The 26,142-nt window shown below is 59.3% G+C and carries 21 protein-coding genes; 15 read left to right on the top strand and 6 right to left on the bottom strand.

The genetic code is table 11. The features are described 5' to 3' along the window. Positions 1-49 precede the first annotated feature (49 nt). Both AB4O11_RS13470 and AB4O11_RS13465 read left to right on the top strand, forming a co-directional pair. Entirely contained in the window at positions 50-1,177 is a 1,128-nt protein-coding gene (locus AB4O11_RS13470; RefSeq protein WP_093436999.1) for an NAD(P)/FAD-dependent oxidoreductase, read from the top strand. 91 nt (positions 1,178-1,268) lie between these two features. Next, positions 1,269-1,895: a helix-turn-helix transcriptional regulator gene (locus AB4O11_RS13465; protein WP_064586076.1), complete on the top strand. Its 627-nt coding sequence runs from the start codon at positions 1,269-1,271 to the stop codon at positions 1,893-1,895. Between the two features lie 100 nt (positions 1,896-1,995). On the opposite strand, the gene AB4O11_RS13460 is transcribed toward AB4O11_RS13465, so the two are convergent. The 6 genes from AB4O11_RS13460 to AB4O11_RS13435 form a co-directional block, all read right to left on the bottom strand. Next, a complete protein-coding gene (locus AB4O11_RS13460; protein ID WP_460130893.1) occupies positions 1,996-2,772 on the bottom strand; it encodes an ABC transporter substrate-binding protein in 777 nt (258 codons plus the stop codon). A 285-nt stretch (positions 2,773-3,057) separates the two neighbouring features. Continuing rightward, a complete protein-coding gene (moaE, locus tag AB4O11_RS13455) occupies positions 3,058-3,510 on the bottom strand; it encodes a molybdopterin synthase catalytic subunit MoaE (RefSeq protein WP_007914312.1) in 453 nt (150 codons plus the stop codon). A 3-nt stretch (positions 3,511-3,513) separates the two neighbouring features. After that, positions 3,514-3,756, bottom strand: coding sequence for a MoaD/ThiS family protein (locus AB4O11_RS13450; protein WP_093437018.1), 243 nt, complete (start codon positions 3,754-3,756; stop codon positions 3,514-3,516). Beyond that, positions 3,753-4,226 (bottom strand): cyclic pyranopterin monophosphate synthase MoaC, encoded by a 474-nt coding sequence (gene moaC / locus AB4O11_RS13445; protein WP_093437022.1) that lies wholly within the window; start codon positions 4,224-4,226, stop codon positions 3,753-3,755. Before moaC ends, AB4O11_RS13450 begins: the two co-directional genes overlap by 4 nt. A gap of 240 nt (positions 4,227-4,466) precedes the next feature. Continuing rightward, on the bottom strand, positions 4,467-5,861 hold the full coding sequence (locus AB4O11_RS13440; protein WP_007914309.1) for a PhoH family protein: 1,395 nt from the start codon (positions 5,859-5,861) through the stop codon (positions 4,467-4,469). Positions 5,862-6,198: 337 nt separating this feature from the next. Beyond that, positions 6,199-7,338: a polysaccharide deacetylase family protein gene (locus AB4O11_RS13435; protein WP_460130889.1), complete on the bottom strand. Its 1,140-nt coding sequence runs from the start codon at positions 7,336-7,338 to the stop codon at positions 6,199-6,201. 312 nt (positions 7,339-7,650) lie between these two features. On the opposite strand from AB4O11_RS13435, the gene yaaA reads away from it, so the two are divergent. The 13 genes from yaaA (at position 7,651) to AB4O11_RS13370 (ending at position 26,003) form a co-directional block, all read left to right on the top strand. After that, positions 7,651-8,430 carry a peroxide stress protein YaaA gene (gene yaaA, locus AB4O11_RS13430; RefSeq protein WP_099758057.1) on the top strand — a complete coding sequence of 260 codons (780 nt, stop codon included), beginning with the start codon at positions 7,651-7,653 and terminating at the stop codon, positions 8,428-8,430. An 809-nt stretch (positions 8,431-9,239) separates the two neighbouring features. Then, entirely contained in the window at positions 9,240-10,556 is a 1,317-nt protein-coding gene (locus AB4O11_RS13425) for a nucleotide sugar dehydrogenase (RefSeq protein ID WP_460130887.1), read from the top strand. Between the two features lie 87 nt (positions 10,557-10,643). Further along, on the top strand, positions 10,644-12,125 hold the full coding sequence (gene alg8 / locus AB4O11_RS13420) for a mannuronan synthase (protein WP_007914304.1): 1,482 nt from the start codon (positions 10,644-10,646) through the stop codon (positions 12,123-12,125). Positions 12,126-12,160: 35 nt separating this feature from the next. Beyond that, positions 12,161-13,330: an alginate biosynthesis protein Alg44 gene (locus AB4O11_RS13415; RefSeq protein WP_007914303.1), complete on the top strand. Its 1,170-nt coding sequence runs from the start codon at positions 12,161-12,163 to the stop codon at positions 13,328-13,330. A 9-nt stretch (positions 13,331-13,339) separates the two neighbouring features. Continuing rightward, positions 13,340-14,851: an alginate biosynthesis TPR repeat lipoprotein AlgK gene (gene algK / locus AB4O11_RS13410; RefSeq protein WP_460130884.1), complete on the top strand. Its 1,512-nt coding sequence runs from the start codon at positions 13,340-13,342 to the stop codon at positions 14,849-14,851. Further along, positions 14,848-16,329, top strand: coding sequence for an alginate export family protein (locus AB4O11_RS13405; protein WP_460089932.1), 1,482 nt, complete (start codon positions 14,848-14,850; stop codon positions 16,327-16,329). The genes algK and AB4O11_RS13405 overlap by 4 nt, the downstream gene beginning before the upstream one ends. 26 nt (positions 16,330-16,355) lie before the next feature. Beyond that, positions 16,356-17,927 carry a mannuronan 5-epimerase AlgG gene (gene algG / locus AB4O11_RS13400; RefSeq protein ID WP_460130880.1) on the top strand — a complete coding sequence of 524 codons (1,572 nt, stop codon included), beginning with the start codon at positions 16,356-16,358 and terminating at the stop codon, positions 17,925-17,927. A gap of 10 nt (positions 17,928-17,937) precedes the next feature. Next, positions 17,938-19,398 (top strand): alginate O-acetyltransferase, encoded by a 1,461-nt coding sequence (locus AB4O11_RS13395; RefSeq protein WP_038357618.1) that lies wholly within the window; start codon positions 17,938-17,940, stop codon positions 19,396-19,398. A gap of 8 nt (positions 19,399-19,406) precedes the next feature. Next, entirely contained in the window at positions 19,407-20,531 is a 1,125-nt protein-coding gene (locus AB4O11_RS13390) for a mannuronate-specific alginate lyase (protein WP_093436266.1), read from the top strand. Positions 20,532-20,914: 383 nt separating this feature from the next. After that, positions 20,915-22,480 (top strand): MBOAT family O-acyltransferase, encoded by a 1,566-nt coding sequence (locus AB4O11_RS13385; RefSeq protein ID WP_093436261.1) that lies wholly within the window; start codon positions 20,915-20,917, stop codon positions 22,478-22,480. Positions 22,481-22,490: 10 nt separating this feature from the next. Continuing rightward, the gene (locus AB4O11_RS13380; RefSeq protein WP_093436256.1) at positions 22,491-23,666 is read left to right on the top strand and encodes an alginate O-acetyltransferase; all 1,176 of its coding nucleotides are present in this window, start codon (positions 22,491-22,493) and stop codon (positions 23,664-23,666) included. 14 nt (positions 23,667-23,680) lie between these two features. Then, positions 23,681-24,337 (top strand): alginate O-acetyltransferase AlgF, encoded by a 657-nt coding sequence (locus AB4O11_RS13375; RefSeq protein WP_007914291.1) that lies wholly within the window; start codon positions 23,681-23,683, stop codon positions 24,335-24,337. Between the two features lie 214 nt (positions 24,338-24,551). Further along, on the top strand, positions 24,552-26,003 hold the full coding sequence (locus AB4O11_RS13370; RefSeq protein ID WP_007914094.1) for a mannose-1-phosphate guanylyltransferase/mannose-6-phosphate isomerase: 1,452 nt from the start codon (positions 24,552-24,554) through the stop codon (positions 26,001-26,003). Positions 26,004-26,142 lie beyond the last annotated feature (139 nt).

Below are 26,142 nucleotides of genomic sequence, written 5' to 3'. Positions count from 1 at the left end.
CCCACAGGGATTGCGTGTATTTTCATATTTCGAGCATCAGGAGACCTACATGAGCCAGGCAGATTTCATCATCATCGGCGGCGGGATTGCCGGCGCATCCACCGGTTTCTGGCTGTCGCCGCACGGCAAAGTGATCGTGCTCGAACGTGAATCCCACCCGGCCTATCACTCCACCGGGCGCTCCGCCGCGCTGTTTACCGCCGCGTACGGCACGCCACAAGTTCGCGCGCTGACCCAGGCCAGCCGGGCGTTTTTTGACCACCCGCCAGCCGGTTTCTGCGAACACCCACTGCTCACCCCACGCGGTGAAATGACCGTGGATTTCACCGGTGATGCCGCCGAACTCAACAACCAATATCTCAGCGCCAAAGCCACCGTGCCGGAGATGCAACTGCTCAGCGCCGACGAAGCCTGCGCGCGACTGCCGATCCTGCGTCGGGAAAAAGTCCACGGCGCGATCTATGACCCGAGCGCCAGCGACATCGATACTGACGCCTTGCATCAGGGCTACCTGCGCGGGATTCGCCGCAACAACGGCGAATTGCACACCGATTGCGAAGTGCTAGGCCTCAGTCGCGATGCCGAGGGCCGCTGGAGTGTTCAGACCAACGGCCAGACGTTCAGCGCGCCAGTGATCATCAACGCCGCCGGCGCCTGGGCCGACAAGATCGGCACACTGGCCGGCGCCCAACCGCTGGGCCTGCAACCGAAGCGCCGCGCCGCGTTCATTTTCGCCGGGCCGGAAGGCGTCGACATTCATCACTGGCCGATGCTGGTCAGCCTCGACGAATCCTTCTATATGAAGCCCGACGCCGGCATGTTTCTCGGCTCGCCCGCCAACGCCGACCCGGTCGAGCCTCACGATGTGCAGCCGGAAGAACTGGACATCGCCATGGGCATCTACCAGATCGAAGAGGCCACCACGCTGACCATCCGCCGTCCGACGCGTACGTGGGCCGGCCTGCGCAGCTTCGTCGCCGACGGTGATTTGCTCAGCGGTTTCGATCAACAGGTGCCGGGGCTGTTCTGGGTGGCGGCGCAGGGTGGTTACGGCATTCAGACTTCCCCGGCGATGGGCCAGGCCAGCGCGGCGTTGGTACGCGGCGAGCCGTTGCCCGAGCACTTGCAGCAGTTCGGGCTGGACAGCACCATGCTCGCCCCCGCTCGCCTCGCCTGATTGTCCACGGATGACGCGCCCAACGGATTGCGGCACACTCGCAGCGCCTCCTGATCACGGGGGCGTTGACGCTGCCTGGAGCTCCACTGTCATGACTGCCCCTGAATTCGACCCGGCGCTGGATAACTTCCGCGCTGTTGCCGACGCCATCGCCACGCTGTTCTTTCCCCACGCCGAAGTGGTGCTGCACGACCTGCGCACGCAAAAGGTCGACTACATCGCCAACAACCTGTCCAAGCGCGAGATCGGCGACGACTCGTCACTGGAGGACATGCTCAGCGAGGATGTCAGCGACCGCAATATCGGCCCGTACGAAAAGCTCAATTGGGATGGCCAGAAGATTCGCAGCCTGAGCACCGTGCTGCGCGACAGCGAAGGCCGGCCACTGGCGGTGTTGTGCATCAACCTGAATATTTCGCTGTTCGAGAATGCCAAGGCCGCGCTGGACCTGTTTCTCTCGCCGAGCAAACTGATCCCGCAACCGGACTCACTGTTTCGCGATGACTGGCAGGAACGCATCAACACCTTCCTCCACGCCTGGCTGCGCGAGCGGCAGCTGAGCCTGAACCTGCTTACCCGCGATCACAAACGTGAACTGGTGCTGGCGCTGCACGCCGAAGGCGCGTTCAAGGGCAAGAGCGCCTCGAACTATGTGGCCAACGTGCTGAACATGGGGCGGGCGACGGTGTACAAGCATTTGAAGGAATTGAAGGGCTAGAGATTTGCGGTGATTTCTCTGACGCCATCGCGAGCAGGCTCACTCCTACAGGGGAACGCATTCCAAATGTAGGAGTGAGCCTGCTCGCGAAAGCGGTAGATCAGTCGCCGTAAATGTCGGACTTGAAATACTTCTCGGAAATCTTCTGGTACTCGCCACTCGCGCGAATGCCATCGATGGCGCCATTCAACTGGCTGACCAATTCTGCATTACCCTTGCGCACTGCAATCCCTGCGCCCTCGCCCACGTACTTCGGATCCTTCAACTCAGGCCCGACAAACGCATAACCCTTGCCACGCGGCATCGACAAAAAGTCATTCAGCGGGATGGTGTCGGCAAAAATCGCATCGAGGCGCCCCGCCGCCAGGTCCATGTAGATTTCTTCGTTGTTGCTGTAGCGCTTGACGTTAATGCCCTTCGGCTCGAACACCTCGGTGGCATAACGATCGGTGGTGGTCGCGCGCTGCACGCCGACGTTCTTGCCCTTTAGGCTGGCGTATTGATCGTCAACGCTGGCGCCTTCTTTCATCACCAGCCGCGACGAGGTGAAGTAGTACTTATGGGTGAAATCCACCGATTTCTTGCGGTCTTCGTTGATGGTCATCGACGACAGCGCCATATCGATTTTCTTCACTTTCAGCGAAGGGATCAGACCGTCGAACTCACCTTCGACCCACACACACTTGACCTTCATTTGCGCGCATAGGGCATTGCCAATGTCGTAATCGAAACCGACGATTTCGCCTTTGTCAGTTTTCGAGGCGAATGGCGGGTAAGCGGCTTCGATGCCGATGCGCAGGGTTTGCTCGGCGGCGAACACGCTGGCGCAGGACAACAGGCTGAGGGCCAGACCGGTGATGAGGGGTAGTTTCTTCATGTTCGTTCTCTCGCGGGGTTGTTGTTGGTTTGGCAAGATGAAGAAGAGCAGCTGCTAGCGGGGAGCTACGAGCGGCAAGACTGAAACTTTTTTGTACTTGGAAATCCATATTGGACTTATAGGTACAAGCCGTCAATCCACGAGAAGAGAGTGTCTGCGAGGTTTTTGCTGTTACAGATGGCCCCTTCGCGAGCAAGCTCGCTCCCACATTGGATTTGTGAACGACACAGATCCAATGTGGGAGCGAGCTTGCTCGCGAAGGCGTACTGAGGGACGCTACAGGAATTACTTTTTCCAGCGATCCGCCGCTGCATGATCACTGTCGCGCCCCTCAACCCAACGCGGGCCGTCACTGGTGTTTTCTTTCTTCCAGAACGGCGCGCGGGTTTTCAGGTAGTCCATGACAAAGGCGCAGGCATCGAAGGCAGCCTGGCGATGGGCACTGGCGGCGCCGACGAACACGATGGGTTCGCCCGGCTCCAATGCGCCGATGCGGTGCAGCACTTCCAGTTTCAGCAACGGCCAGCGCTGTTCGGCTTCGCTGGCGATTTTGCCGAGGGCTTTTTCGGTCATGCCCGGATAGTGTTCGAGGAACATCCCCGCTACATCGAGGCCGTCGTTAAAGTCGCGCACGTAGCCGACAAAACTCACCACCGCGCCGACGCCGACATTGGCCGCATGCATCGCGTTGACTTCAGCGCCCGGATCGAATGGCGTGGCCTGCACGCGAATCGCCATGGATCAGCCTCCGGTCACGGTAGGGAAAAACGCCACTTCGTCGCCATCGACCACCGGCTCATCGAGTTGGCAGAGGTCTTCGTTGCGTGCGCACATCAGGTTCTGCTCGCTCAACACCTCGGCGCCGTCACGTTGCGCGAGCAGTGCGCGAACGTCCTCGACGGTGGCGAAATCACCTTCAATCCTTACCGAATCCACGCCCAGCGCTTCGCGGTAACGGGCAAAAAACTTCACGGTCAGGTTCATGGCTGCTCCGCCTGAAAGTGCCCGCTCTTGCCACCGACCTTCTCCAGCAGACGCACGCTTTCAATGGTCATGCCGCGATCGACGGCTTTACACATGTCGTAAATGGTCAGGGCGGCAACACTGGCAGCGGTCAACGCTTCCATCTCAACGCCGGTCTGCCCGGACAGCTTGCAGCGGGCAACGATGCGCACGGTGTCGTCGCCATCAGCACTGAGTTCGACTTTGACGCCGGTGAGCATCAGCGGATGGCAGAGGGGAATCAGATCGCTGGTTTTCTTCGCCGCTTGAATGCCGGCAATGCGCGCCACGGCGAACACGTCGCCCTTGGGATGGCCACCGCTGACGATCATCTGCAGCGTTTCGGGGAGCATGCGCACCAGCGCTTGGGCCGTCGCTTCACGGAACGTCACGGCTTTTTCGGTGACGTCGACCATGTTGGCGCGACCTTGGGAATCGAGATGAGTCAGCACGGGATTACTCCTGATCAGGAGCGACGATTGTAAACCTGCGGGTCAAATTTCCGCATCATTGATTATGAAATCACCGTTGCATCCTGTGGGAGCGAGCTTGCTCGCGAAGGCGGTGCATCAGGCTACATCTATGGTGACTGGCATACCGCATTCGCGAGCAAGCTCGCTCCCACATTTGGATTTGTGTCCAGGCATAAAAAAACCGGGCGGCTGGTGGGCCGCCCGGTTTTGGGTGAAGGGTTACAAATGCGATTCGGCGTATTCGGCCAGAATCGAACGAGGCACCCCTTGCAGGGTGATGTGCACACCGTTGGGGAAATCCTTGAAGCGTTCGGTCAGGTAGGTCAGCCCGGAACTGGTCGCGGACAGGTAAGGGGTGTCGATCTGTGCGAGGTTGCCCAGGCACACCACTTTGGAACCGGCGCCGGCCCGGGTGATGATGGTTTTCATCTGATGCGGCGTGAGGTTCTGGCACTCGTCGATCAGGATCAGGCTCTGCTGGAAGCTGCGACCGCGAATGTAGTTGAGCGATTTGAACTGCAACGGCACTTTGCTGAGGATGTAGTCGACGCTGCCATGGGTGTTTTCGTCATCCATGTGCAAGGCTTCGAGGTTGTCGGTGATGGCGCCCAGCCACGGCTCCATTTTTTCCGCTTCGGTGCCGGGCAGGAAGCCGATTTCCTGGTCCAGGCCCTGCACGCTGCGGGTCGCAATGATGCGGCGATAACGCTTGCTGACCATGGTCTGCTCGATCGCCGCGGCCAGCGCCAGAATGGTTTTACCGGAACCGGCGGCACCCGACAGGTTGACCAGATGAATGTCCGGATCGAGCAGCGCGTACAGCGCCAGACTCTGATAGATGTCGCGTGGTTTCAGCCCCCAGGCCTCTTGATGCAGCAGCGGTTCCTGATGCAGGTCGAGGATCAGCAGCTTGGCCTCGTCGATCTCCTTGATCCAGCCGACAAAGCCCTGTTCGTCGATGATGAACTCGTTGATGTGCACCGCCGGCAGGTTGTCGATCAGTTGCACTTGGTGCCAGGTGCGGCCGTGATCCTGGCGGGTGTCGACCTTGCTCACGCGGTCCCAGAAAGAGCCGGTCATGTTGTGATAGCCGTTAGGCAGCAGGGACACGTCATCGACCAGTTGGTCGGTGCTGTAATCCTCGGCATCGATGCCACAGGCGCGCGCCTTGAGGCGCATGTTGATGTCTTTGGTGACCAGCACCACAGGCTTTTTCGGATCGCGGGTGTGCAAATCGATCAGTTGGTTGATGATTTTATTGTCGTTCAGATGCTCGGGCAGAATCAGATTCGATTCGGCCTGTTTGCTCATCAGAATTGACAGCAAGCCCTTCGGCCCGCCTTTACCGCGCTGGATCGGCACACCCAGCTCGACGTCTTCAGGGGAAGCGTCGCCCAGGGTTTTGTCGATCAGCCGGATGGCCTGACGGCATTCGGCGGCAACGCTGTGATGCCCGCTCTTGAGCTTGTCCAGCTCTTCAAGCACGGTCATCGGGATCGCGACGTGGTGTTCTTCGAAATTCAGCAGGGCATTTGGATCGTGAATCAATACGTTGGTATCGAGTACATAAAGGATTGGCTGGTTGGAGGAAGGGCTACGTCCGTGATCATCCATACTCGGTCACCTTTGTCAGAGCCATTGGACGCAATACCTGAGCGGTGCTGCGCCTCGAAGTGACTGCCGAAATCTCACCTGCGGAGATTCAAGTGACTGCAAACAAACGGGTCTTGGAAGACGCCACCTGTGTTGCAGGTTTCGGCGGTCTGTCTTCGTAATACTCCAAAACCGATGACATAAAAAAGTACTTTGACGGTTTTTTTAAGTTTATTTTTCAGAGTGACGAAAAGCCCTTGGCGGACTGCCCAGACCCCGCTAAAGTCGGAAGTCCGCCTGCATCGAACTCTTCAAAAAAATCGCCCCAAGCCCAATGTTTCCGGGCTTTTTTCGTTTCTCAGCGAAAAGCGTCCTGACAGTCTTCCCAACCGATACCGCTCTGCGCGGTCTGCGTGATCAACCACGGTAACGAGGTCTTCACCGCGTCCTGTTTCATGTTGAAATTGATCACCCCGTGTCGCCACAGCAGCATCAGAGTCAGCACCCTCTGCGCGCTCGCTGCGCCCTTGAGTTTGCCGGCGCCGTCCTGGGCATCGATGTCCCACAGCGCCACTTGCAGGCCTTGTGTGTTGAAGAAACCTTGCGCATCGCTGCGGCGCTGCCCTTCCGGCGGACGAAACAGCGGCACGTAGTTTTCCGGCAACTTGTTCTTCACCAGATCTGCGCTGCGCCGCACCGAATCCTGCCAGTCCTGCCAGTGGCTGTGGGAGCGGAACTCCCAACCTTGAACGCCGACGCACTGTTTCGAGAACTCTGCTTGCAGGCTGCTCACCGAGCGATCAGCCAGTCGCGCCTGAATATCCTTGCCCAGCACGAAGAACGTGCCGCTCAGGTTCGATTTGCGTAGGTATTCGGTGAGCCAGCCGGTGTTGTCCGGTTGCAGATTGGCGGCGCTGTCGAAGGTCAGCAGGAACAGCCGGTCGTGCATCGCGTCACCGTTGCGCTCGTAGTCACCGAAACGATCGAATTCGTTGCTGCTCTGCGGCGACAACGCGGCCTTGCGCAACAACTCGTCGAGGTACTGCACATGGAAGATCCGGCTCGGCTCGGCCCACTTGGTGTAATAACTGTCGTCACTGACGACGAACTTGGCGGCTTGCTCGCGCAGCGTTGGCAAGTCTTCTACAAGGAAGCAGAACGAGGCGTCCTGATCGCAGCTTTGCTGGGCGAAGTTGTAGTTGGCCAGCAGGCGCTGCCAGAGGCGTTGGCGCAGAATGTTGACCGCATCGATATTGACCGTGCGCAAGCCTAGACGCTGCGCCAGAGCGGCCTCGTCCATCGACTCGGTGCCCAGCAGGACACGGGCGAACATCAGGATTTCCGCCCGTGACGCCACGTCAAACAGGGTCGGGTTGCTAAGCTGCTCCGGCCAGGTTCTGCGATCCAGCGTCGCCACATCGCCCGGCGCCGCGACGGCACCGAAGCTCAACAGCCACGCGGTGAATAAAAGAACAATGCGCAAAAGGGATGTCTCCATAACAAAACCCGCGCGGCACTATAGCTGATGTGCAAGGCTGAAGGACGCCGCCCTCACCCCAGCCCTCTCCCGGGGGGAGAGGGAGCTGACCGAGTATCGCTTTGGATATCCGCCAATCTGAACTATCGAGTCGAACTCAAATTTTGAAATCAATGAGATCGGCTCCCTCTCCCTCCGGGAGAGGGCTGGGGTGAGGGAAAAATCCACCAACCGTCGCAAATGCCCCTGCTAACCCCGACCTATAACCCCCATAGCTGGAGTCAAATCGGACAACCCCCTAGAATCGCCCCCACGATTAAAGGAGACGACTTCATGCTGATGGTGATTTCCCCCGCCAAGACCCTCGATTACGAAACACCGCCGGCGACCCAGCGCTTCACTCAGCCGCAATACCTCGACCATTCCCAGGAACTGATCCAGCAACTGCGCGACCTGACGCCTGCGCAGATCAGCGAACTGATGCACGTGTCCGACAAAATCGGTGGGCTCAACGCCGCGCGCTTCGGCAGCTGGACGCCTGCCTTCACCCCGGAAAACGCCAAACAGGCACTGCTCGCGTTCAAGGGCGACGTCTACACCGGTCTCGACGCCCAGTCCTTCAGCGAAACCGATTTCGATTACGCGCAAAAACACCTGCGCATGCTCTCCGGTCTCTACGGGCTGCTGCGCCCGCTCGACCTGATGCAACCCTATCGTCTGGAAATGGGCACCAAACTGGCCAACGCCCGTGGCAAAGACCTGTACGCCTTCTGGGGTACGCGCATCAGCGAATGGCTCAATGAAGCGCTGGCCGATCAAGGCGACGACGTGCTGCTCAACCTCGCCTCCAATGAGTACTTTTCGGCAGTGAAACGCACAGCCCTGAACGCGCGGATCATCAACACCGAGTTCAAGGACCAGAAGAACGGTCAGTACAAGATCATTAGCTTCTACGCGAAAAAAGCCCGGGGCCTGATGAGCCGTTTCGTGATCCAGGAAAAGATCAACGATCCGGCCCAGCTCAAACAGTTCGATGTGCAGGGTTATCGCTACAGCGTCGAACAGTCGAAACCCGACAATCTGGTGTTTTTGCGCGACCACGCCCCGGAATAAAGCATGCCCAATGCACGACTCTTTGTATAAAGAGTCGTGCAGCTCGCACGATGTCAAAAAACCCTCGCACCATTTCGCCATTTTAATGGCGCCAGAAAAACCTCCCTGTCTTTTCTAAGATTAGTTTCACTCGACACTGATCATTTTTTTCAGTAGTGGCACCTAACTTTTTTCAGCGTAGTGGCACAAAACTATCTAACGTGATTTTTCGCCTGTTATTAAAGGTCGAAAACGAAAGTGCTATCAAATTGAGACTAGTGCCATCTCTGACAATATTTCAAGAAATTTCAGATTTCGCGATGAGCGGACAGGAACTTCGTCCGAATGCATAGCTCATACCACCGGTAACGATTCTCGCCGAGTTTGTACGAGATAACTTACGCAGAGCAGATAGCCATGTAACCAAGTTGTCACAGCAACTTGCCTAGATGACTAACTAGTCTCAAAACAGACGATGGACAGGAGATACGCACCATTTATATCCCCTACAAAGGCCATGGCCGCGCCCTAATAAACGTGCTCGCCTGAGCACCCAACCGCTTGATTTACGGGACCTTCATCCTGACATCGAGCGCGCAAGACGATTGCACAAGAGTCTTCTCCAAAGAGGATCGGCTGCATAACAGGGCAAGTCATAACAACAAGGCCTGGTTGCGCACATCTTGAGTGCACTTATTTAGACACTCGAAACTTAGTATGCCTGCACACGGCATTGTGGCGCCTGTGTGCCGCACTTTCGAGTGCACTAATGAACGCTGAACACCATTAACTCCGGCCTCTAAGGCCTGATATATACAGAGGTAATTGCGATGCGCATCAGCATATTTGGTTTGGGTTACGTTGGCGCAGTATGTGCCGGTTGCCTGTCTGCACGGGGCCATGACGTAGTTGGCGTCGATGTTGCCAAAGACAAGATCGATATGATCAACGCCGGCAAGTCGCCGATTGTTGAACCCGGCCTGGGCGAACTTCTGCAACAGGGTATCCAGACCGGTCGTCTGCGTGGCACGACCAACTTCGCCGAGGCGATTCGCGACACCGATCTGTCGATGATCTGCGTGGGTACGCCGAGCAAAAAGAACGGCGACCTCGAACTGAACTACATCGAAGCGGTATGCCGCGAGATCGGTTTTGTCCTGCGTGAAAAAACCACCCGCCACACCATCGTCGTGCGCAGCACCGTGCTGCCGGGCACCGTGACCAACGTGGTGATCCCGATTCTCGAAGACTGCTCGGGCAAGAAGGCCGGTGTCGACTTCGGCGTTGCGGTCAACCCGGAATTCCTGCGTGAATCCACCGCCATTGCCGACTACGACCTGCCACCGATGACCGTCATCGGCGAGTTCGACAAGGCTTCGGGCGACGTTCTGCAATCGCTGTACGAAGAACTCGACGCACCGATCATCCGCAAGGACATCGCCGTTGCCGAGATGATCAAGTACACCTGCAACGTCTGGCACGCGACCAAAGTGACCTTCGCCAACGAGATCGGCAACATCGCCAAAGCAGTCGGCGTCGATGGCCGTGAAGTGATGGAAGTGGTCTGCCAGGACAAGACCCTCAACCTGTCCCAGTACTACATGCGCCCGGGCTTCGCCTTCGGCGGTTCGTGCCTGCCGAAAGACGTGCGCGCCCTGACCTACCGCGCCGGTTCGCTGGACGTCGAGGCGCCGCTGCTCAACTCGCTGATGCGCAGCAACGAATCGCAAGTGCAGAACGCTTTCGACATCGTTGAAAGCCACGACAAACGTAAAGTCGCCCTGCTCGGCCTGAGCTTCAAGGCCGGTACCGACGACCTGCGCGAAAGCCCGCTGGTGGAACTGGCCGAGATGCTGATCGGCAAGGGTTACGACCTGAGCATCTACGACAGCAACGTCGAGTACGCCCGTGTTCACGGCGCGAACAAGGACTACATCGAGTCGAAGATCCCGCACGTGTCGTCCCTGCTCAACGCGGACTTCGATTCGGTGATCGATAACTCCGACGTGATCATCCTCGGCAACCGCGACGAGAAGTTCCGCCCGTTGGCCCAGCAAGCGCCGCACGGCAAACAGGTCATCGACCTGGTCGGCTTCATGGCCAAAGCCACCGACGCCGGTACGCGCACCGAGGGTATCTGCTGGTAATGCAGACCTAAGCGACAAGCTTCGAGCTGCAGTACTTGCAGCTCGAAGCTTGCAGCTTGAAGCCTCCCTTACCTTCGGATGACGCTGATGAGCAAGCTCAAACATTTTTTTCTGCAATCAGCCGGCTGGCTTTTTTATCTCAGTCTGCTGATGGGCCTGGCCTTGATGCTGCCCACGTCCACATTCGACTCCGAGTCGAAGGACTTCATTTTCCTGATTGGCGCCGTGGGTATCTGGCGCTACTCGATGGGTGCAACGCACTTTGTGCGCGGCATGATTTTTCTCTACATCGTTTACCCGCACCTGCGTCGCAAAGTACGCAAGCTGGGTAAGGCGGCGGACCCGTCGCATGTGTTCCTGATGGTTACCAGTTTCCGGATCGACGCGCTGACCACGGCGCAGGTCTACAGCTCGGTGATCCGCGAAGCCATCGACTGCGAACTGCCGACCACCGTGGTCTGCTCGATCGTGGAAATGTCCGATGAGCTGCTGGTCAAGGCGCTGTGGGCGCGAATGAATCCGCCAGACCGCGTGAAGCTCGACTTCGTGCGCATTCCCGGTACCGGCAAACGTGATGGCCTGGCCTATGGTTTCCGCGCGATTTCCCGCCACTTGCCGGACGACCGCGCCGTGGTGGCCGTGATCGATGGCGACACCGTGCTCGGCGAAGGCACCGTGCGCAAGACCGTGCCGTGGTTCCAGCTGTTCGGTAACGTCGGCGGCCTGACCACCAACGAGTTCTGCGAAGTGCGCGGCGGCTACATCATGAGCGAATGGCACAAGCTGCGTTTCGCCCAGCGCCACATCAACATGTGCTCGATGGCCCTGTCCAAGCGCGTGCTGACCATGACCGGTCGTATGTCGGTGTTTCGCGCCACCGTGGTGACCAACCCGGAATTCATCGCCGACGTGGAAAGCGACTCGCTGCAACACTGGCGTCTGGGCCGTTTCAAGTTTTTGACCGGCGACGACAAGTCCAGCTGGTTCAGCCTGATGCGCCTCGGTTACGACACCTTCTACGTGCCTGACGCGGCGATCAACACCGTTGAACACCCGCCGGAAAAGAGCTTCATCAAGGCCAGCCGCAAACTGATGTTCCGCTGGTACGGCAACAACCTGCGCCAGAACTCGCGAGCACTGGGCCTGGGCGTGAAACGCCTCGGCGCCTTCACCTCGGTGGTGCTGTTCGACCAACGCGTGTCGATGTGGACGTCCTTGCTTGGCCTGACCGTGGCGCTCATCGCAAGCTTCAAATACGGCACCGCGTTCATCCTGGTCTACCTGCTGTGGATCGGCATCACCCGCCTGATCCTGACGTTGCTGTTGTCGTGTTCCGGTCACCGCATCGGCCCGGCTTACCCAGCGATTCTGTATTACAACCAGATCGTCGGTGCGCTGGTGAAGATCTACGTGTTCTTCCGCCTCGACCAACAATCCTGGACTCGCCAACCCACATCCCTGACCCGTGATCTCGCCAGCTTTCAACGTTGGTTCAACACCTGGTCGTCTCGGACCATGACCTTCTCCGCCGGCAGCATTTTCGTCGCCGTGCTGCTGATGATGGTCTGACCCGCCCCTATTGAATTAACAAGGAAATCGCCCCCATGAATACCGCCGTCAACGCCAACGTAGTGCATGAATCCGAAGCCCAGCGCCAACACGCCCGCGTGAAAATCCCGGCCAAACTGCGCTTCTTCGGTCCTGACCGGACGCCGGTCGAAGCGCGGGTCATCGACCTGTCTGCCGGTGGTCTGGCGTTCAACGCCGGGCAACTGCCGCTGACCATTGGCCAGGTGTACAAGGCGCGTCTGCAATTCGTCATCGACAACCTCGGCATCGCCATGGACGTTGAATTGCAGGTGCGCTCCTTCGACCGCCAGACCGGCCGCGCCGGCTGCCAGTTCCAGAATCTGGAACCGCAGGATATTTCTACCCTGCGCCACTTGATCACCTCGCACCTGGCCGGCGACATCGTCAGCATCGGCGAAGTGCTGGCGACCCTGCAGCGCGACAACTTCACCAAGGCACGCAAGGTCAAGGACGGCGGCTCCGGCATGACCCCGTTCGGGCGCCTGAAAGCAGTGACCTTCAGCGCCGGTATCTTCGCGGTCGGCCTGGTCGCGGCGGGCTTCATTTTCAAATCGGTATACGGCATGTACTTCGTCAGCCACGCGCAGGCCGGTCTGGTCAGCGTACCGGGGATGAACATCACCATGCCGCGCGACGGCACCGTGCAGAGCCTGGTCAAGTCCGACGGCGTTGCAGCGAAAGGCGCGCCACTGGCGACCTTCAGCACCAGCATGCTCGATGTGCTCAAGGGTCATCTCGAAGAAGATCAACTGTCCCCGGCCAAGGTTGAAGAACTGTTCGGCAAGCAAATGACCGGCACCCTGACCTCGCCATGCGATTGCACCGTGGCCCAGCAACTGGTGGCTGACGGGCAATACGCCAGCAAAGGCGATGTGATCTTCCAACTGGTGCCGCGCAATACCCAGGCCACCGTTGATGCGCGCTTCTCCTATCGCCAGTTCGGCGACGTGCGTCCGGGCACCCCGGTGAGCTTCCAGATCGCCGGCGAAGACAAGACCCGCACCGGCAAGATCGTCAGCAGCACCAGCCTGAAAAGCGCCGACCTGTCCTCCGACATCCGCGTGCAGATCCAGCCTGACGAGCCGCTCGACAGCAGCTTGGCCGGCCGCCCGGTGGAAGTGAACAGCGACCGTGGCCCGAACCTGAACTGGCTGATCGACAAAGCCATGGCTGCCGGTCTTTAAGTCGAGGATATGCCTGTGACTACTCCACCCATCTCAAGCACACCACAAACCCTGTGGGAGCGAGCTTGCTCGCGAATGCATTCTGACATTCAGCCTCAGTGCCGACTGACACACCGCTTTCGCGAGCAAGCTCGCTCCCACATGGGTTCAGTGTGCGCATTGGCATTGGCGGTGAGTCTGGCCGGTTGTGCCGGCCTGCCCGATCAGCGTCTGGCCAACGAAGCGCTCAAACGTGGCGACACCGCCACCGCCGCGCAGAATTATCAGCAACTGGCCGATCTCGGTTACAGCGAGGCGCAAGTCGGTCTCGCTGATATCCAGGTCGACAGCCGCGATCCGGCGCAAATGAAACAGGCCGAAGCGACTTACCGCGCCGCCGCCAGTGTTTCGCCGCGCGCTCAGGCGCGTCTCGGTCGCCTGCTGGTAGCCAAGCCGGGCTCCACCGAAGCCGAGCACCACGAAGCCGAAAGCCTGCTGAAAAAAGCCGCCGCCAATGGCGAAGGCAACACGTTGATCCCGCTGGCGATGCTGTACCTGCAATACCCGCACAGCTTCCCCAACATCAACGCCCAGCAGCAGATCGATCAGTGGCGCAAATCCGGCTACCCGGAAGCGGGTCTGGCGCAGGTGCTGCTGTATCGCACCCAAGGCACCTACGACCAGCACCTGGATGACGTGGAAAAGATCTGCAAAGCCGCGCTCAACACCACCGACATCTGCTACGTCGAACTGGCCACGGTCTATCAGAAACGTGCCCAGCCAGAGCAACAGGCCGAGCTGATCAAGCAGATGCAGGCCGGTTACAGCCGTGGCACGGTCACCGCGCAGCGTGTCGATTCCGTGGCCCGTGTATTGGCCGATTCGACCCTCGGCAAGACTGACGAGAAAACCGCGCAGTCGTTGCTTGAGCCGATCGCTCCGGGTTACCCGGCGTCGTGGGTGACCCTCGCACAACTGCTCTACGACTACCCGGAACTGGGCGACGTCGATCAGATGATGAAGTACCTCGACAACGGTCGCGCCGCCGACCAGCCACGCGCCGAGCTGTTGCTGGGCAAGCTCTACTACGAAGGCAAACTGGTCCCGGCCGACGCGAAAGTCGCCGAAGAACATTTCCAGAAAGCCGTCGGCCGCGAAGTCGCCGCCGACTACTACCTCGGCCAGATCTATCGCCGTGGCTACCTCGGCAAGGTCTATCCGCAGAAAGCCCTCGACCACCTGCTGACCGCTGCGCGCAACGGCCAGAACAGCGCCGATTTCGCCATCGCCCAGCTGTTCTCCCAAGGCAAGGGCACCAAGCCCGACCCGCTCAACGCCTACGTGTTCAGCCAATTGGCCAAGGTACAAAACACTCCGCAAGCCGATGAGCTGGCGACCACCCTCGCCGCGCAACTGCCGCCCGAGCGTCTGGCCGAAGCCCAGCGTCTGCTGCAACAAGAGCAAGCCAGCCGTGGCGCTCTGAACCCTAACACGCTGCAACTGCACGCCCTGCAAGAAGAAGACGGCGAGGAAAAATTATGAAGTTGAATCCATTCGTGAAGGCCGGCATTGGCCTTTCGTTCGCGCTGATCTGGTCTTGCCCGACACTGGCCGCGATGACTGAAACCAAGAACTTCGGCCTCGAAGTGAAAGTCACCGGCCAGTCCGAAGACGACCGTGACCTCGGCACCGCCAAGGGCGGTGACGTCAACGGCGTCGGCCTCGACCTGCGTCCGTGGATCTACGGCGAAAGCGGCGCGTGGAGCGCCTACGCCATGGGCCAGGCCGTGACCTCGACCGACATCATCGAAACCGACACCCTGCAACAATCCGACGGTGAACAAGCCACCGACAACAGTGATCGCAAAACCAAGAAAAACTACCTGGCGATGCGCGAGTTCTGGGTCGGTTACAGCGGCCTCACCCCGTACCCGGGCGAGATGCTCAAGTTCGGTCGCCAGCGCCTGCGCAATGACGACGGCCAATGGCGCGACACCAACATCGAAGCGCTGAACTGGACCTTCGACACCACCCTGTTGCGCGCCAACGCCGGTGTCGCCGAACGCTTCAGCGAATACCGCACCGACCTCAAAGAGCTGGCGCCGAAAGACAAGGATCGCCTGCACGCCTACGCCGATGCCGCCTATCAGTGGACGCCGGGCAACTGGGTCGGCATTCGCGGTCACCACACTCATGATGACGGCAAACTCGATTACGCCGAGCCGGGCGTAGCGCGCGATTCGCTGGATAAAACCCAGAACGGCGACATCAGCTGGCTCGGCCTGACCGCCGACAGCGACGCCTACAACTGGCGCAACACCAACACCGTCAACTACTGGGGCAGCATCACCGGCATGAGCGGCGACCGCGATACGGTCAACGCCTTGAACGCCGATGGCTCGCGTCCGGCACAAGCCAAGCGCAGTGATGACGTCAACGGCTGGGCCACCGACATCGGCGTACGCCTGCGCCTCGATCCGCAATGGCAAGTCGGCGGTGCCTATGCCCGCGCCAGCGCCGATTACGAACAGAACGGTCTGGAGAGCAACCGCTCCAACTACACCGGTACCCGCTCGCGGGTTCACCGTTTCGGTGAAGCGTTCCGTGGCGAAATGAACAACATGCAAACCGCAACGCTGTTCGGTTCGTGGATGGTCAACGACGAGTACGACGCCAGCCTGATCTACCACAAGTTCTGGCGTGTCGACGGCAACAAGCCGGTGGGCAGCAACGGCATCAACGCCGTGGAAAACAACACCGACGACGCCACCGGCGCGATCCTCTCCAGCACCTCGCTGCCGCTCGAAGACGGCAACAAGGATCTGGGTCAGGAGATGGACCTGGTCGTCACCAAGTACTTCAAGCAAGGCCTGTTGCCGGCGGCGCTGAGCCAGTCGATCGACGAGCCATCGGCCCTGGTGCGTTTCCGTGGCGGTGTGTTCAAACCGGGCGATGCCTACGGCAAGCAGGTTGATTCGTACATGCACCGCGCGTTCATCGACGTGATCTGGCGCTTCTGATGCAAACCGCCAAGGGAGTGCCCGACATGCACCATGCAAGGAAAGGCTCGCTCAGCCTGTTGGCCGGCGCGATGTTGCTGGCCTCGGCTGGCGCCTTCGCCACTGTCGAACCGGCCAAGCCGGTGACGACTGCCAAGGAATTGCAGCAAGCAAAAACCTACACCGTCAGCAGCGCGCCGACGGAGGCGCTGAACCTGGCCGCGCCGAAACTACCGGACATTTCCGGCTACACCGCCGAAGCCGCTGCGGCGAAAATCGTCCGCAGCAAAGCAGGCAAAGTCAGCGTGCGCCGGATGATGCAGGAAGACGCGCTGAAGGACTTTATCGGCGGCGACAACAAGATGGCCGAATGGGTGGTGCGTCAGCACGGCATCCCCCAGGCGATCTTCGTCGATGACGGCTACATGAACCTCAAGGACCTGGCGCAAAAACTGCCCAAGCAGTACTTCAGCGAGACCTCGCCGGGCGTGTACCTGTCGAAGCTGCCGATCGTCGTCGGCCGTAAAGGCATCCTCGAAATCGACGGTCAGACCCAGGAACTGCGCCTGTCGCAAGAGGCCGGTTCGTTCCTGGTCAACGACGGCCAACTGTTTGTGCGTGACACCAAAGTCACCGGCTGGCGCGAAAAGGACAACGGCCCGGCGACCTTCCGTTCGCCGAAGGAATTCCGTCCGTTCCTGCTCGCCTGGGGTGGCACCGAGACCTACATCGTCAACAGCAAGATGGCCAGTTTCGGTTACGCCAACAGTAAGTCCTACGGCGTGAGTATTTCCCAGTACACGCCGAACATGGCCAAGGTGCTCAAGCGTCCTGAACCGACCGGCTGGATCGTCGGTTCCGAGTTCTCCGACATGTGGTACGGCTTCTACTGCTACGAGACCCGCGACTTCGTGGTCAAGGGCAACACCTACAAAGACAACATCGTCTACGGCATCGACCCGCACGACCGTTCCCACGGTCTGATCATTGCCGAGAACACCGTGTACGGTACGAAGAAGAAGCACGGGATCATTATTTCCCGTGAGGTCAACGACAGCTTCATCTTCAACAACAAGAGCTTCGACAACCACCTCTCGGGCCTGGTGATCGACCGTAACAGCGTCAACAACATCATTGCCTACAACGAGATCTACAAGAACCACACCGACGGCATCACCCTCTACGAGTCTGCCGACAACCTGCTGTGGGGCAACAAGGTCATCAGCAACAAGCGCCACGGCATCCGCATTCGTAACAGCGTAAACATCCGCCTCTACGAAAACGTCGCCATGGCCAACGGTTTGACCGGTGTCTACGGCCACATCAAAGACCTCACCGACACCGACCGTGACATCAAGCTCGACCCGTTCGATGCACAGGTGTCGCTGATCGTCGTTGGCGGTGAACTGGCAGCCAATGGCAGCGGCCCGCTGTCGATCGATTCGCCTTTGAGTGTCGAGCTGTATCGCGTGTCGATGCTGGCGCCGACCAAATCCAGCGGCATCAGCTTCAACGGCATCCTCGGCGAGCGCCAGGATGAAATTCTCGACCTGCTGGTGCGCCAGCAGAAAGCCGTGCTGATCGACCCTGTCGAACGCCAGACCGAAATGCAGGACTGAGGATAATTTTATGCACCCACACTTGATCAAATTACTCAGCCTGTCGGCCCTGACCGTGGGCATTCTCGCGGCCAGCAACGGTGCGCGCGCCGATGAAGGCGCCGCTGCCACACCGCCGAAGTTCAGCGCCGAACCGTGCTGCAACCTGTGCCCGGCCGCCCATGACGCGAAGAACTACACCACGCGTTATCAGCAAAACTTCACCACCCTGGTGCAGGCGCAAGGCGACTGGCTGTTCCGGACTCAGGAAGATTTGCGCACCGAGTTCAACACCACCCCGGCCGGCTACAAACGCCTGCAACAGCTGCACGATGCGTTCAAAGCCAAAGGCGTAGAGCTGGTGATCGTTTACCAGCCGACCCGTGGCCTGGTGAACCGCAACAAGCTCAACCCGCAGGAAAAAGCCGCGTTCGATTACGAGAAAGCGCTGGGCAATTACAAAACCATGCTCGGCCGTTTCGCCAAGATGGGTTACGTGGTGCCGGATCTGTCGCCGCTGACCAACGAATCGCTGCCGGACACCCTGCCCGCCCACGATTTCTACTTCCGCGGCGACCAGCACTGGACCCCTTACGGCGCACAGCGCACGGCGAAAATCGTTGCCGAGAAGGTCAAGCAGATCCCGGCCTTCGCCGACATTCCCAAGCGTGAATTCGAAACCAAGCGCTCCGGGCGCATGGGCAAGACCGGTACCTTGCACAACATGGCCGGGCAACTGTGCGGCACCAGCTACGCGATCCAGTACATGGACCAGTTCACCACCGAGCCGAAAGGTGAGGCTGGCGATGGCGACCTGTTCGGTGATTCCGGCAACCCGCAAATCACCCTTGTGGGCACCTCGCACAGCGGCAAGAACTACAACTTCGCCGGCTTCCTCGAAGAAGCCATCGGCGCTGACATTCTCAACGTCGCCTTCCCCGGCGGTGGTCTGGAAGGTTCGATGTTGCAGTACCTCGGCAGCGACGAATTCCAGAAGACCCCGCCGAAAATTCTCATCTGGGAATTCTCGCCGCTGTACCGCCTCGACCAGGAAACCATCTATCGCCAGATGATGTCTCTTCTCGACAACGGCTGCGAAGGCAAAGACGCGCAAATGTCCGCGAGCACCACGCTCAAGCCGGGCAGCAAACAAGAACTGCTGGTCAACAGCAAGAACCTGAACCTGCAGAACAGCAGCCATCAGGTCGACATCCGCTTCGCCGACCCTTCGGTGAAAACCCTGCAAGCCACCCTCTGGTACATGAACGGTCGCCACGAGGACATCAAGATCGAGAAACCGGAAACCTCCGACACCGACGGTCGTTTCGCCTTTGAGCTGCGCACGGACGAAGACTGGGCCTCGCAAAACCTGCTGGCGGTCGAAGTCCAGGGCCCGGAAGCGGGCACCGCGCCGCAGAAAGTCGAAGCGAAAATCTGCAAACGCAACGTATTCCCGGGCGCTGGGCAACAAACCGCTCAGGTCGGGCAATGAGGTCTGCTATGCGAAACTCGAAACTGAAAACTCTTTTAGCGCCGACGCTGCTCGGGCTGGCGATCTTCGCCGGCACCGCGCAGGCCGCCGCGCCACTGCGTCCACCTCAGGGCTATTTTGCGCCTGTGGATAAATTCAAGACCGGTGACAAAAGCGAAGGCTGCGATGCGATGCCGACGCCGTACACCGGGCCGCTGCAATTTCGCAGCAAATACGAAGGTTCGGACAAGGCCCGCGCGACGCTGAACGTGCAGTCGGAAAAAGCCTTTCGCGACACCACCAAAGACATCACCACGCTGGAACGCGGCACCGCCAAACGGGTGATGCAGTTCATGCGCGACGGTCGCCCGGAGCAGCTCGATTGCACGCTCAATTGGCTGACCGCGTGGGCCAAGGCCGATGCGTTGATGTCGAAAGACTTCAACCACACCGGCAAGTCGATGCGCAAATGGGCGTTGGGCAGCATGGCCTCTTCGTACATTCGTCTGAAGTTCTCCGACTCGCACCCGCTGGCGCAGCATCAGCAGGAGGCGCAGTTGATCGAGGCGTGGTTCAGCAAAATGGCCGATCAGGTCGTCAGCGACTGGGACAACCTGCCGCTGGAAAAAACCAACAACCACTCGTACTGGGCCGCCTGGTCGGTGATGGCGACTTCGGTCGCGACCAACCGCCGCGACCTGTTTGACTGGGCAGTGAAGGAATACAAGGTTGGCGTCAATCAAGTCGATGCCGACGGCTTCCTGCCGAACGAACTCAAGCGTCAGCAACGCGCTCTCGCCTATCACAACTACGCCCTGCCGCCGCTGGCGATGATCGCCAGTTTCGCCCAGGTCAACGGTGTCGATCTGCGTCAGGAAAACAACGGCGCGCTGAAACGTCTCGGTGATCGAGTGTTGTCGGGGGTGAAAGACCCGGATGAGTTCGAGAAGAAGAACGGCAAAGAGCAGGACATGACCGATCTGAAAGAGGACATGAAATTCGCCTGGCTCGAACCGTTTTGCACGCTCTACACCTGTGCGCCGGATGTGATCGAGAAGAAGCACGGCATGCAGCCGTTCAAGACTTTCCGCCTGGGTGGGGATCTGACCAAGGTCTACGACCCGTCGCATGAGAAGGGCAACAAAGGCTCATAAAGCAAAAGCCCCTCACCCTAACCCTCTCCCAAAGGGAGAGGGGACTGACCGAGGTGGCTGTGCGAGTTACGCCGAAATGAAATACCGAGTCGGTCTCAGGTGTTGAAAAACAACCGAGATCAGGCGGCACAGAAATACCGAGTTGATCTCAGGTGTTGAAAAACAATCGAGATCAGGCTGCACAGAAATACCGAGTCGATCTCCATTTTTGAAAACCATGGAGATCAGGCTCCCTCTCCCTCCGGGAGAGGGCGGGGGGGTGAGGGCAAGTTTTCAAGGCCCGGCACAACCCTGACAGAAACACCGTTTCACCCCTCCACGACCACGGGGGGTTTGGGGGGGCTTTAGCCCTTGACTGTTGGTTCAAACATGGAGAGATCGGGATGGTATTTTCATCCAACGTGTTCCTGTTTCTGTTCTTGCCGATCTTTCTCGGCTTGTACTACTTGAGCGGGCAACGCTATCGCAACCTGCTGCTGCTGATCGCCAGCTACGTGTTCTACGCCTGGTGGCGTGTGGACTTCCTCGCGCTGTTCGCGGCCGTCACGCTGTGGAACTACTGGATCGGCCTCAAAGTCGGTGCCGCTGGTGTGCGGACCAAACCGGCGCAGCGCTGGCTGTTGCTTGGCGTCGCGGTTGACCTGTGCATCCTCGGCTACTTCAAGTACGCCAACTTCGGTGTCGACAGCATCAACGCGATGATGACCTCGGTCGGTCTTGAGCCGTTCATCCTCACCCACGTGCTGTTGCCGATCGGTATCTCGTTCTACATCTTCGAGTCGATCAGCTACATCATCGACGTGTATCGCGGCGACACCCCGGCCACGCGCAACCTGATCGACTTCGCGGCATTCGTAGCGATCTTCCCGCACTTGATCGCCGGCCCGGTGTTGCGTTTCCGCGACCTCGCCGACCAGTTCAACAACCGCACGCACACCCTCGACAAGTTCTCCGAGGGCTGCACGCGGTTCATGCAGGGTTTCATCAAGAAGGTCTTCATCGCTGACACCCTCGCGGTGGTCGCTGACCATTGCTTCGCCCTGCAAAACCCGACCACCGGCGATGCCTGGCTTGGCGCGCTGGCGTACACCGCGCAGCTGTATTTCGACTTCTCCGGTTACAGCGACATGGCCATTGGTCTGGGATTGATGATGGGTTTCCGTTTCATGGAGAACTTCAAACAGCCGTACATCAGCCAGTCGATCACCGAGTTCTGGCGTCGCTGGCACATCAGCCTGTCGACCTGGCTGCGTGACTACCTGTACATCACCCTCGGCGGTAACCGTAAAGGCACGCTGATGACCTATCGCAACCTGTTCCTGACCATGCTCCTCGGCGGTCTGTGGCACGGCGCGAACATCACCTACATCGTCTGGGGCGCCTGGCACGGCATGTGGCTGGCGATTGAAAAAGCGCTGGGCCTGAACACCTCGCCACGCAGTCTCAACCCGATCCGCTGGGCGCTGACTTTCCTGCTGGTGGTCATGGGCTGGGTGATCTTCCGTGCCGAGAACCTGCACGTTGCCGGCCGTATGTACGGCGCAATGTTCAGCTTTGGCGACTGGTCGCTGTCGGAACTCAATCAGGCCAGCCTCACCGGTCTGCAAGTAGCGACTCTGGTCGTGGCGTACGTGACGCTGGCGTTCTTCGGTCTGCGCGATCTGTACACCAATCAGCCGCCAGCCAAGACCAAGCCTGAAGTCAACGTCGAGGCCAACGGCCCTGCCACCGCGACCCCGGGAATGATCAAAGCCGCACCCGGCGAAAACCCGGCGAGCATCCATGAACCTGGCTACACCGTCGGCGTCGAAGCCCAGGTGCAACCGGCTTACTGGACGGCGGACTGGTCGCGCTATGTGATGCGGGGCTTGATCCTGCTGCTGTTCATCGCCTCGATTCTCAAACTCTCGGCGCAAAGCTTCTCGCCGTTCCTTTACTTCCAGTTCTGAGGGATCTGACATGACCCGCTCATTACGCATCTTCTACATTGCCCTGTTCCTGGTGACCCTGTTGGTCCTTGGTTTGTGGTCGGTTCGCAGCTTCTTCGGTTTCAGCACCAATGCCGACGCTACAGTGCTCAACGGTCGCTGGACCAAGGCTGTGGAAACCCACTACGACGATGAATTCCCGATCAAGCGTCTGGGCACCAATCTCTGGGCCGCGCTGGATTTCAAACTGTTCAACGAAGGTCGTCCGGGCGTGGTGCTCGGTCGCGATCAGTGGTTGTACAGCGATGAGGAATTCAACCCGATCGTCAACGAAGAGCTGAACCTGCAAGGCAACTACGCGCTGGTCGAAGGCGTGCGCCAGACCCTGAAAGCGAAAGGCGTGAAACTGGTGATGGCGATCGTGCCGGCCAAGGTTCGTCTGTACCCGGAGCATCTGGGTGAAGTGAAACCGGCGAGCATCCACGAAAACCTCTATCAGGATTTCCACCAACGTGTGGCGGCCGACAAGATCCTCGCCCCGGACCTGCTCAAGCCATTGCAACAGGCCAAGCAGAACGGTCAGCAAGTGTTCCTGCGGACTGACACCCACTGGACGCCGGAAGGCGCCGAGATCGCCGCCAACACCCTGGCGAAAACCATTGCTGACAAGTTCCCGCTCAGCGGCGAGCCGCAACGTTTTGTCACCACGCCAGCCGAAAAGGTTACGCACAAGGGCGATCTGCGCTTGTTCCTGCCGCTCGATCCGCTGTTCGAAAACCTGATGCCGGCGCAAGAGCCGCTGCAAAAGCGCAATACCGTCGCAGCGGGCGATCAGCCTGCCGGTGACGACGCGCTGTTCGCCAGCAATGAAGTGCCGGTGGCACTGGTCGGCACCAGCTACAGCGCCAACCCCAACTGGAACTTCGTCGGTGCGCTGAAACAAGCGCTGCACAGCGACGTGGTGAGCTACGCCGAAGACGGCCACGGCCCGATCCTGCCGATGCTCAGCTACCTGAAAAGCGATGACTTCAAGAACAGCCCGCCACAGGTGCTGATCTGGGAGTTTCCTGAACGTTATCTGCCTGTGAACAACGAAATCGGCGACGCCGACCCGCAGTGGGTCGCAGAGCTTAAACAAGCCGGTGCTCGCCAACAAAACGTAGCCATCAACACTAAATCCGAGACGCCCGATCGGGCGCAAAACTGAAAGAGAGGTACACCATGACTTTCACTACTACTCCTCGTCGTCTCGCTAAAAGCTTCGCACTGGTTGCTGGCCTCAGCGTGCTTTCCGTGCCTGCCTTCGCCGGTGGCGACGCCGCGCTGTACGGCCCGACCGCACCGAAAGGCTCGACCTTTGTGCGTGTCTATAACGCCAGCAACGCTGAAGTCAGCGCCACTGTCGGCAGCACCAACCTGAGCGACGTTGCGCCACTGGCCAGCAGTGACTTCAGCTTCATGCCGGGCGGTGATTACAGCGCCAAAGTTGGCAGCCAGACCCTGCCGGTGAAACTCGCCGGTGACCACTACTACACCTTGGTCAACAACGCTTCCGGCGCGCCGCAATTGATTGAAGAGCCGCCGTTCAAGAACAAGCAGAAATCCCTGGTGCGCGTACAGAACCTCAGCGACAAGCCGCTGACCCTGAAGACTGCCGACGGCAAGACCGACGTGGTGCCGAACGTGGCCGCCAAGGGCCGTGGCGAACGTGAAATCAACCCGGTGAAAGTCAGCCTGGCGCTGTACGAAGGTGACAAGAAAGTCGGCGACGTGAAGCCGGTCGCCCTTGAGCGCGGTGAAGCGGCGGTGCTGTACGTCACCGGCAGCGGCAGCAGCCTGTCGCCAGTCTGGGTGAAACGCCCGGTATCGACTCGCTAATCATTTTTCCTGACTGACACATATCCCCTGTGGGAGCGAGCTTGCTCGCGAAAGCGGTCTGACATTCAACAGATGTGTCGACTGATACGCCGCCTTCGCGAGCAAGCTCGCTCCCACAATGAATCGGGTTGTCAGTTCGGGGACGAGACAAAAACAAGAGTGAAACGACACAGCGTTCGTGCCTCTAACCAATCGATTTTATGGAGTAAACAATATGATTCCGGTGATCTTGTCAGGTGGTAGCGGTTCGCGTCTCTGGCCGCTTTCGCGTAAGCAGTTCCCTAAGCAATTCCTCGCCCTGACCGGCGAACACACGCTGTTCCAGCAGACCCTCGAGCGCCTGGTGTTCGAAGGCATGGACACCCCGATCGTGGTCTGCAACAAGGATCACCGCTTCATCGTCAACGAGCAGTTGGCCAATCGCAAACTGGAATGCCAACGCATTCTCATGGAGCCGTTCGGCCGCAACACTGCGCCAGCCGTAGCGCTGACCGCGATGATGCTGGTCAATGAAGGCCGTGACGAACTGATGCTGGTACTGCCGGCCGACCACGTACTGGAAGACCAGAAAGCCCTGCAACGTGCTCTGGCCCTGGCCACCGTCGCTGCCGAAAACGGCGAAATGGTCCTGTTCGGCGTACCGGCGACCAAACCGGAAACCGGTTACGGCTACATCAAATCCACCGGCGATTCGCTGCTGCCAGAAGGCGTCAGCCGCGTTTCGCACTTCGTCGAAAAACCTGACGTGAAACGTGCCACCGAGTACGTCGAATCCGGCGGTTACTACTGGAACAGCGGCATGTTCCTGTTCCGCGCCAGCCGCTTCCTCGAAGAACTGAAAAAGCACGACCCGGACATCTACGACACCTGCCTGCTGACCCTCGAACGCAGCCAGCAGGACGCCGACACCATCACCTTCGACGAAGCCACCTTCGCCTGCTGCCCGGACAACTCCATCGACTACTCCGTCATGGAAAAAACCCAGCGCGCCTGCGTCGTGCCGCTGACCGCTGGCTGGAGCGATGTCGGTTGCTGGTCGTCGCTGTGGGAAGTCAACGAGAAAGACGCCAACGGCAACGTCACCAAAGGCGACGTGGTCATTCAGGACAGCAAGAACTGCATGATCCACGGCAACGGCAAACTGGTGTCGGTGATCGGTCTGGAAAACATCGTCGTGGTCGAGACCAAAGACGCCATGATGATCGCCCACAAAGACAAGGTTCAGGGCGTCAAGCAAATGGTCAACACGCTCAACGAACAGGGCCGCAGCGAAACCCAGAACCACTGCGAGGTGTACCGTCCGTGGGGTTCGTACGACTCGGTGGACATGGGCGGGCGCTTCCAGGTCAAGCACATCTCGGTGAAACCGGGCGCATGCCTGTCGCTGCAGATGCACCACCACCGCGCCGAGCACTGGATCGTGGTCAGCGGCACCGCCGAAGTGACCTGCGATGAAAACGTGTTCCTGCTCTGCGAAAACCAGTCGACCTACATCCCGATCGCCTCGGTGCACCGCCTGCGCAACCCGGGCAAGATCCCGCTGGAAATTATCGAAGTGCAATCGGGCAGCTACCTGGGTGAAGACGATATCGAACGCTTCGAAGATATCTACGGCCGCTCCACCCCGATCGAACGCGGCGTGTCGGTGAAAACCATCGCGCAATAACTGATCGATAAAACAAGAAGCCCCCGTCCAGCCCGCTGCGTCCCCTATCCGCAGCGGGTTGGGCGGGGGCTTTTTTTGTCATGATTTTGTGTCGCCTGAAATGGCCTCTTCGCGAGCAGGCTCGCTCCCACACTTGAAA

It is taken from the genome of Pseudomonas sp. H1_D05 (assembly GCF_054682705.1).
This window is presented reverse-complemented; position numbering and strand designations above follow the sequence as displayed.

Bases quoted from the DNA above. Each gene is read 5' to 3' on its own strand.
- AB4O11_RS13470 (WP_093436999.1), top strand. From the start codon at position 50: ATGAGCCAGGCAGATTTCATCATCATCGGCGGCGGGATTGCCGGCGCA.
- AB4O11_RS13465 (WP_064586076.1), top strand. From the start codon at position 1,269: ATGACTGCCCCTGAATTCGACCCGGCGCTGGATAACTTCCGCGCTGTT.
- AB4O11_RS13460 (WP_460130893.1), bottom strand. From the start codon at position 2,772: ATGAAGAAACTACCCCTCATCACCGGTCTGGCCCTCAGCCTGTTGTCC.
- moaE (WP_007914312.1), bottom strand. From the start codon at position 3,510: ATGGCGATTCGCGTGCAGGCCACGCCATTCGATCCGGGCGCTGAAGTC.
- AB4O11_RS13450 (WP_093437018.1), bottom strand. From the start codon at position 3,756: ATGAACCTGACCGTGAAGTTTTTTGCCCGTTACCGCGAAGCGCTGGGC.
- AB4O11_RS13440 (WP_007914309.1), bottom strand. From the start codon at position 5,861: ATGGATGATCACGGACGTAGCCCTTCCTCCAACCAGCCAATCCTTTAT.
- AB4O11_RS13435 (WP_460130889.1), bottom strand. From the start codon at position 7,338: ATGGAGACATCCCTTTTGCGCATTGTTCTTTTATTCACCGCGTGGCTG.
- yaaA (WP_099758057.1), top strand. From the start codon at position 7,651: ATGCTGATGGTGATTTCCCCCGCCAAGACCCTCGATTACGAAACACCG.
- AB4O11_RS13425 (WP_460130887.1), top strand. From the start codon at position 9,240: ATGCGCATCAGCATATTTGGTTTGGGTTACGTTGGCGCAGTATGTGCC.
- alg8 (WP_007914304.1), top strand. From the start codon at position 10,644: ATGAGCAAGCTCAAACATTTTTTTCTGCAATCAGCCGGCTGGCTTTTT.
- AB4O11_RS13415 (WP_007914303.1), top strand. From the start codon at position 12,161: ATGAATACCGCCGTCAACGCCAACGTAGTGCATGAATCCGAAGCCCAG.
- algK (WP_460130884.1), top strand. From the start codon at position 13,340: ATGCCTGTGACTACTCCACCCATCTCAAGCACACCACAAACCCTGTGG.
- AB4O11_RS13405 (WP_460089932.1), top strand. From the start codon at position 14,848: ATGAAGTTGAATCCATTCGTGAAGGCCGGCATTGGCCTTTCGTTCGCG.
- algG (WP_460130880.1), top strand. From the start codon at position 16,356: ATGCACCATGCAAGGAAAGGCTCGCTCAGCCTGTTGGCCGGCGCGATG.
- AB4O11_RS13395 (WP_038357618.1), top strand. From the start codon at position 17,938: ATGCACCCACACTTGATCAAATTACTCAGCCTGTCGGCCCTGACCGTG.
- AB4O11_RS13390 (WP_093436266.1), top strand. From the start codon at position 19,407: ATGCGAAACTCGAAACTGAAAACTCTTTTAGCGCCGACGCTGCTCGGG.
- AB4O11_RS13385 (WP_093436261.1), top strand. From the start codon at position 20,915: ATGGTATTTTCATCCAACGTGTTCCTGTTTCTGTTCTTGCCGATCTTT.
- AB4O11_RS13380 (WP_093436256.1), top strand. From the start codon at position 22,491: ATGACCCGCTCATTACGCATCTTCTACATTGCCCTGTTCCTGGTGACC.
- AB4O11_RS13375 (WP_007914291.1), top strand. From the start codon at position 23,681: ATGACTTTCACTACTACTCCTCGTCGTCTCGCTAAAAGCTTCGCACTG.
- AB4O11_RS13370 (WP_007914094.1), top strand. From the start codon at position 24,552: ATGATTCCGGTGATCTTGTCAGGTGGTAGCGGTTCGCGTCTCTGGCCG.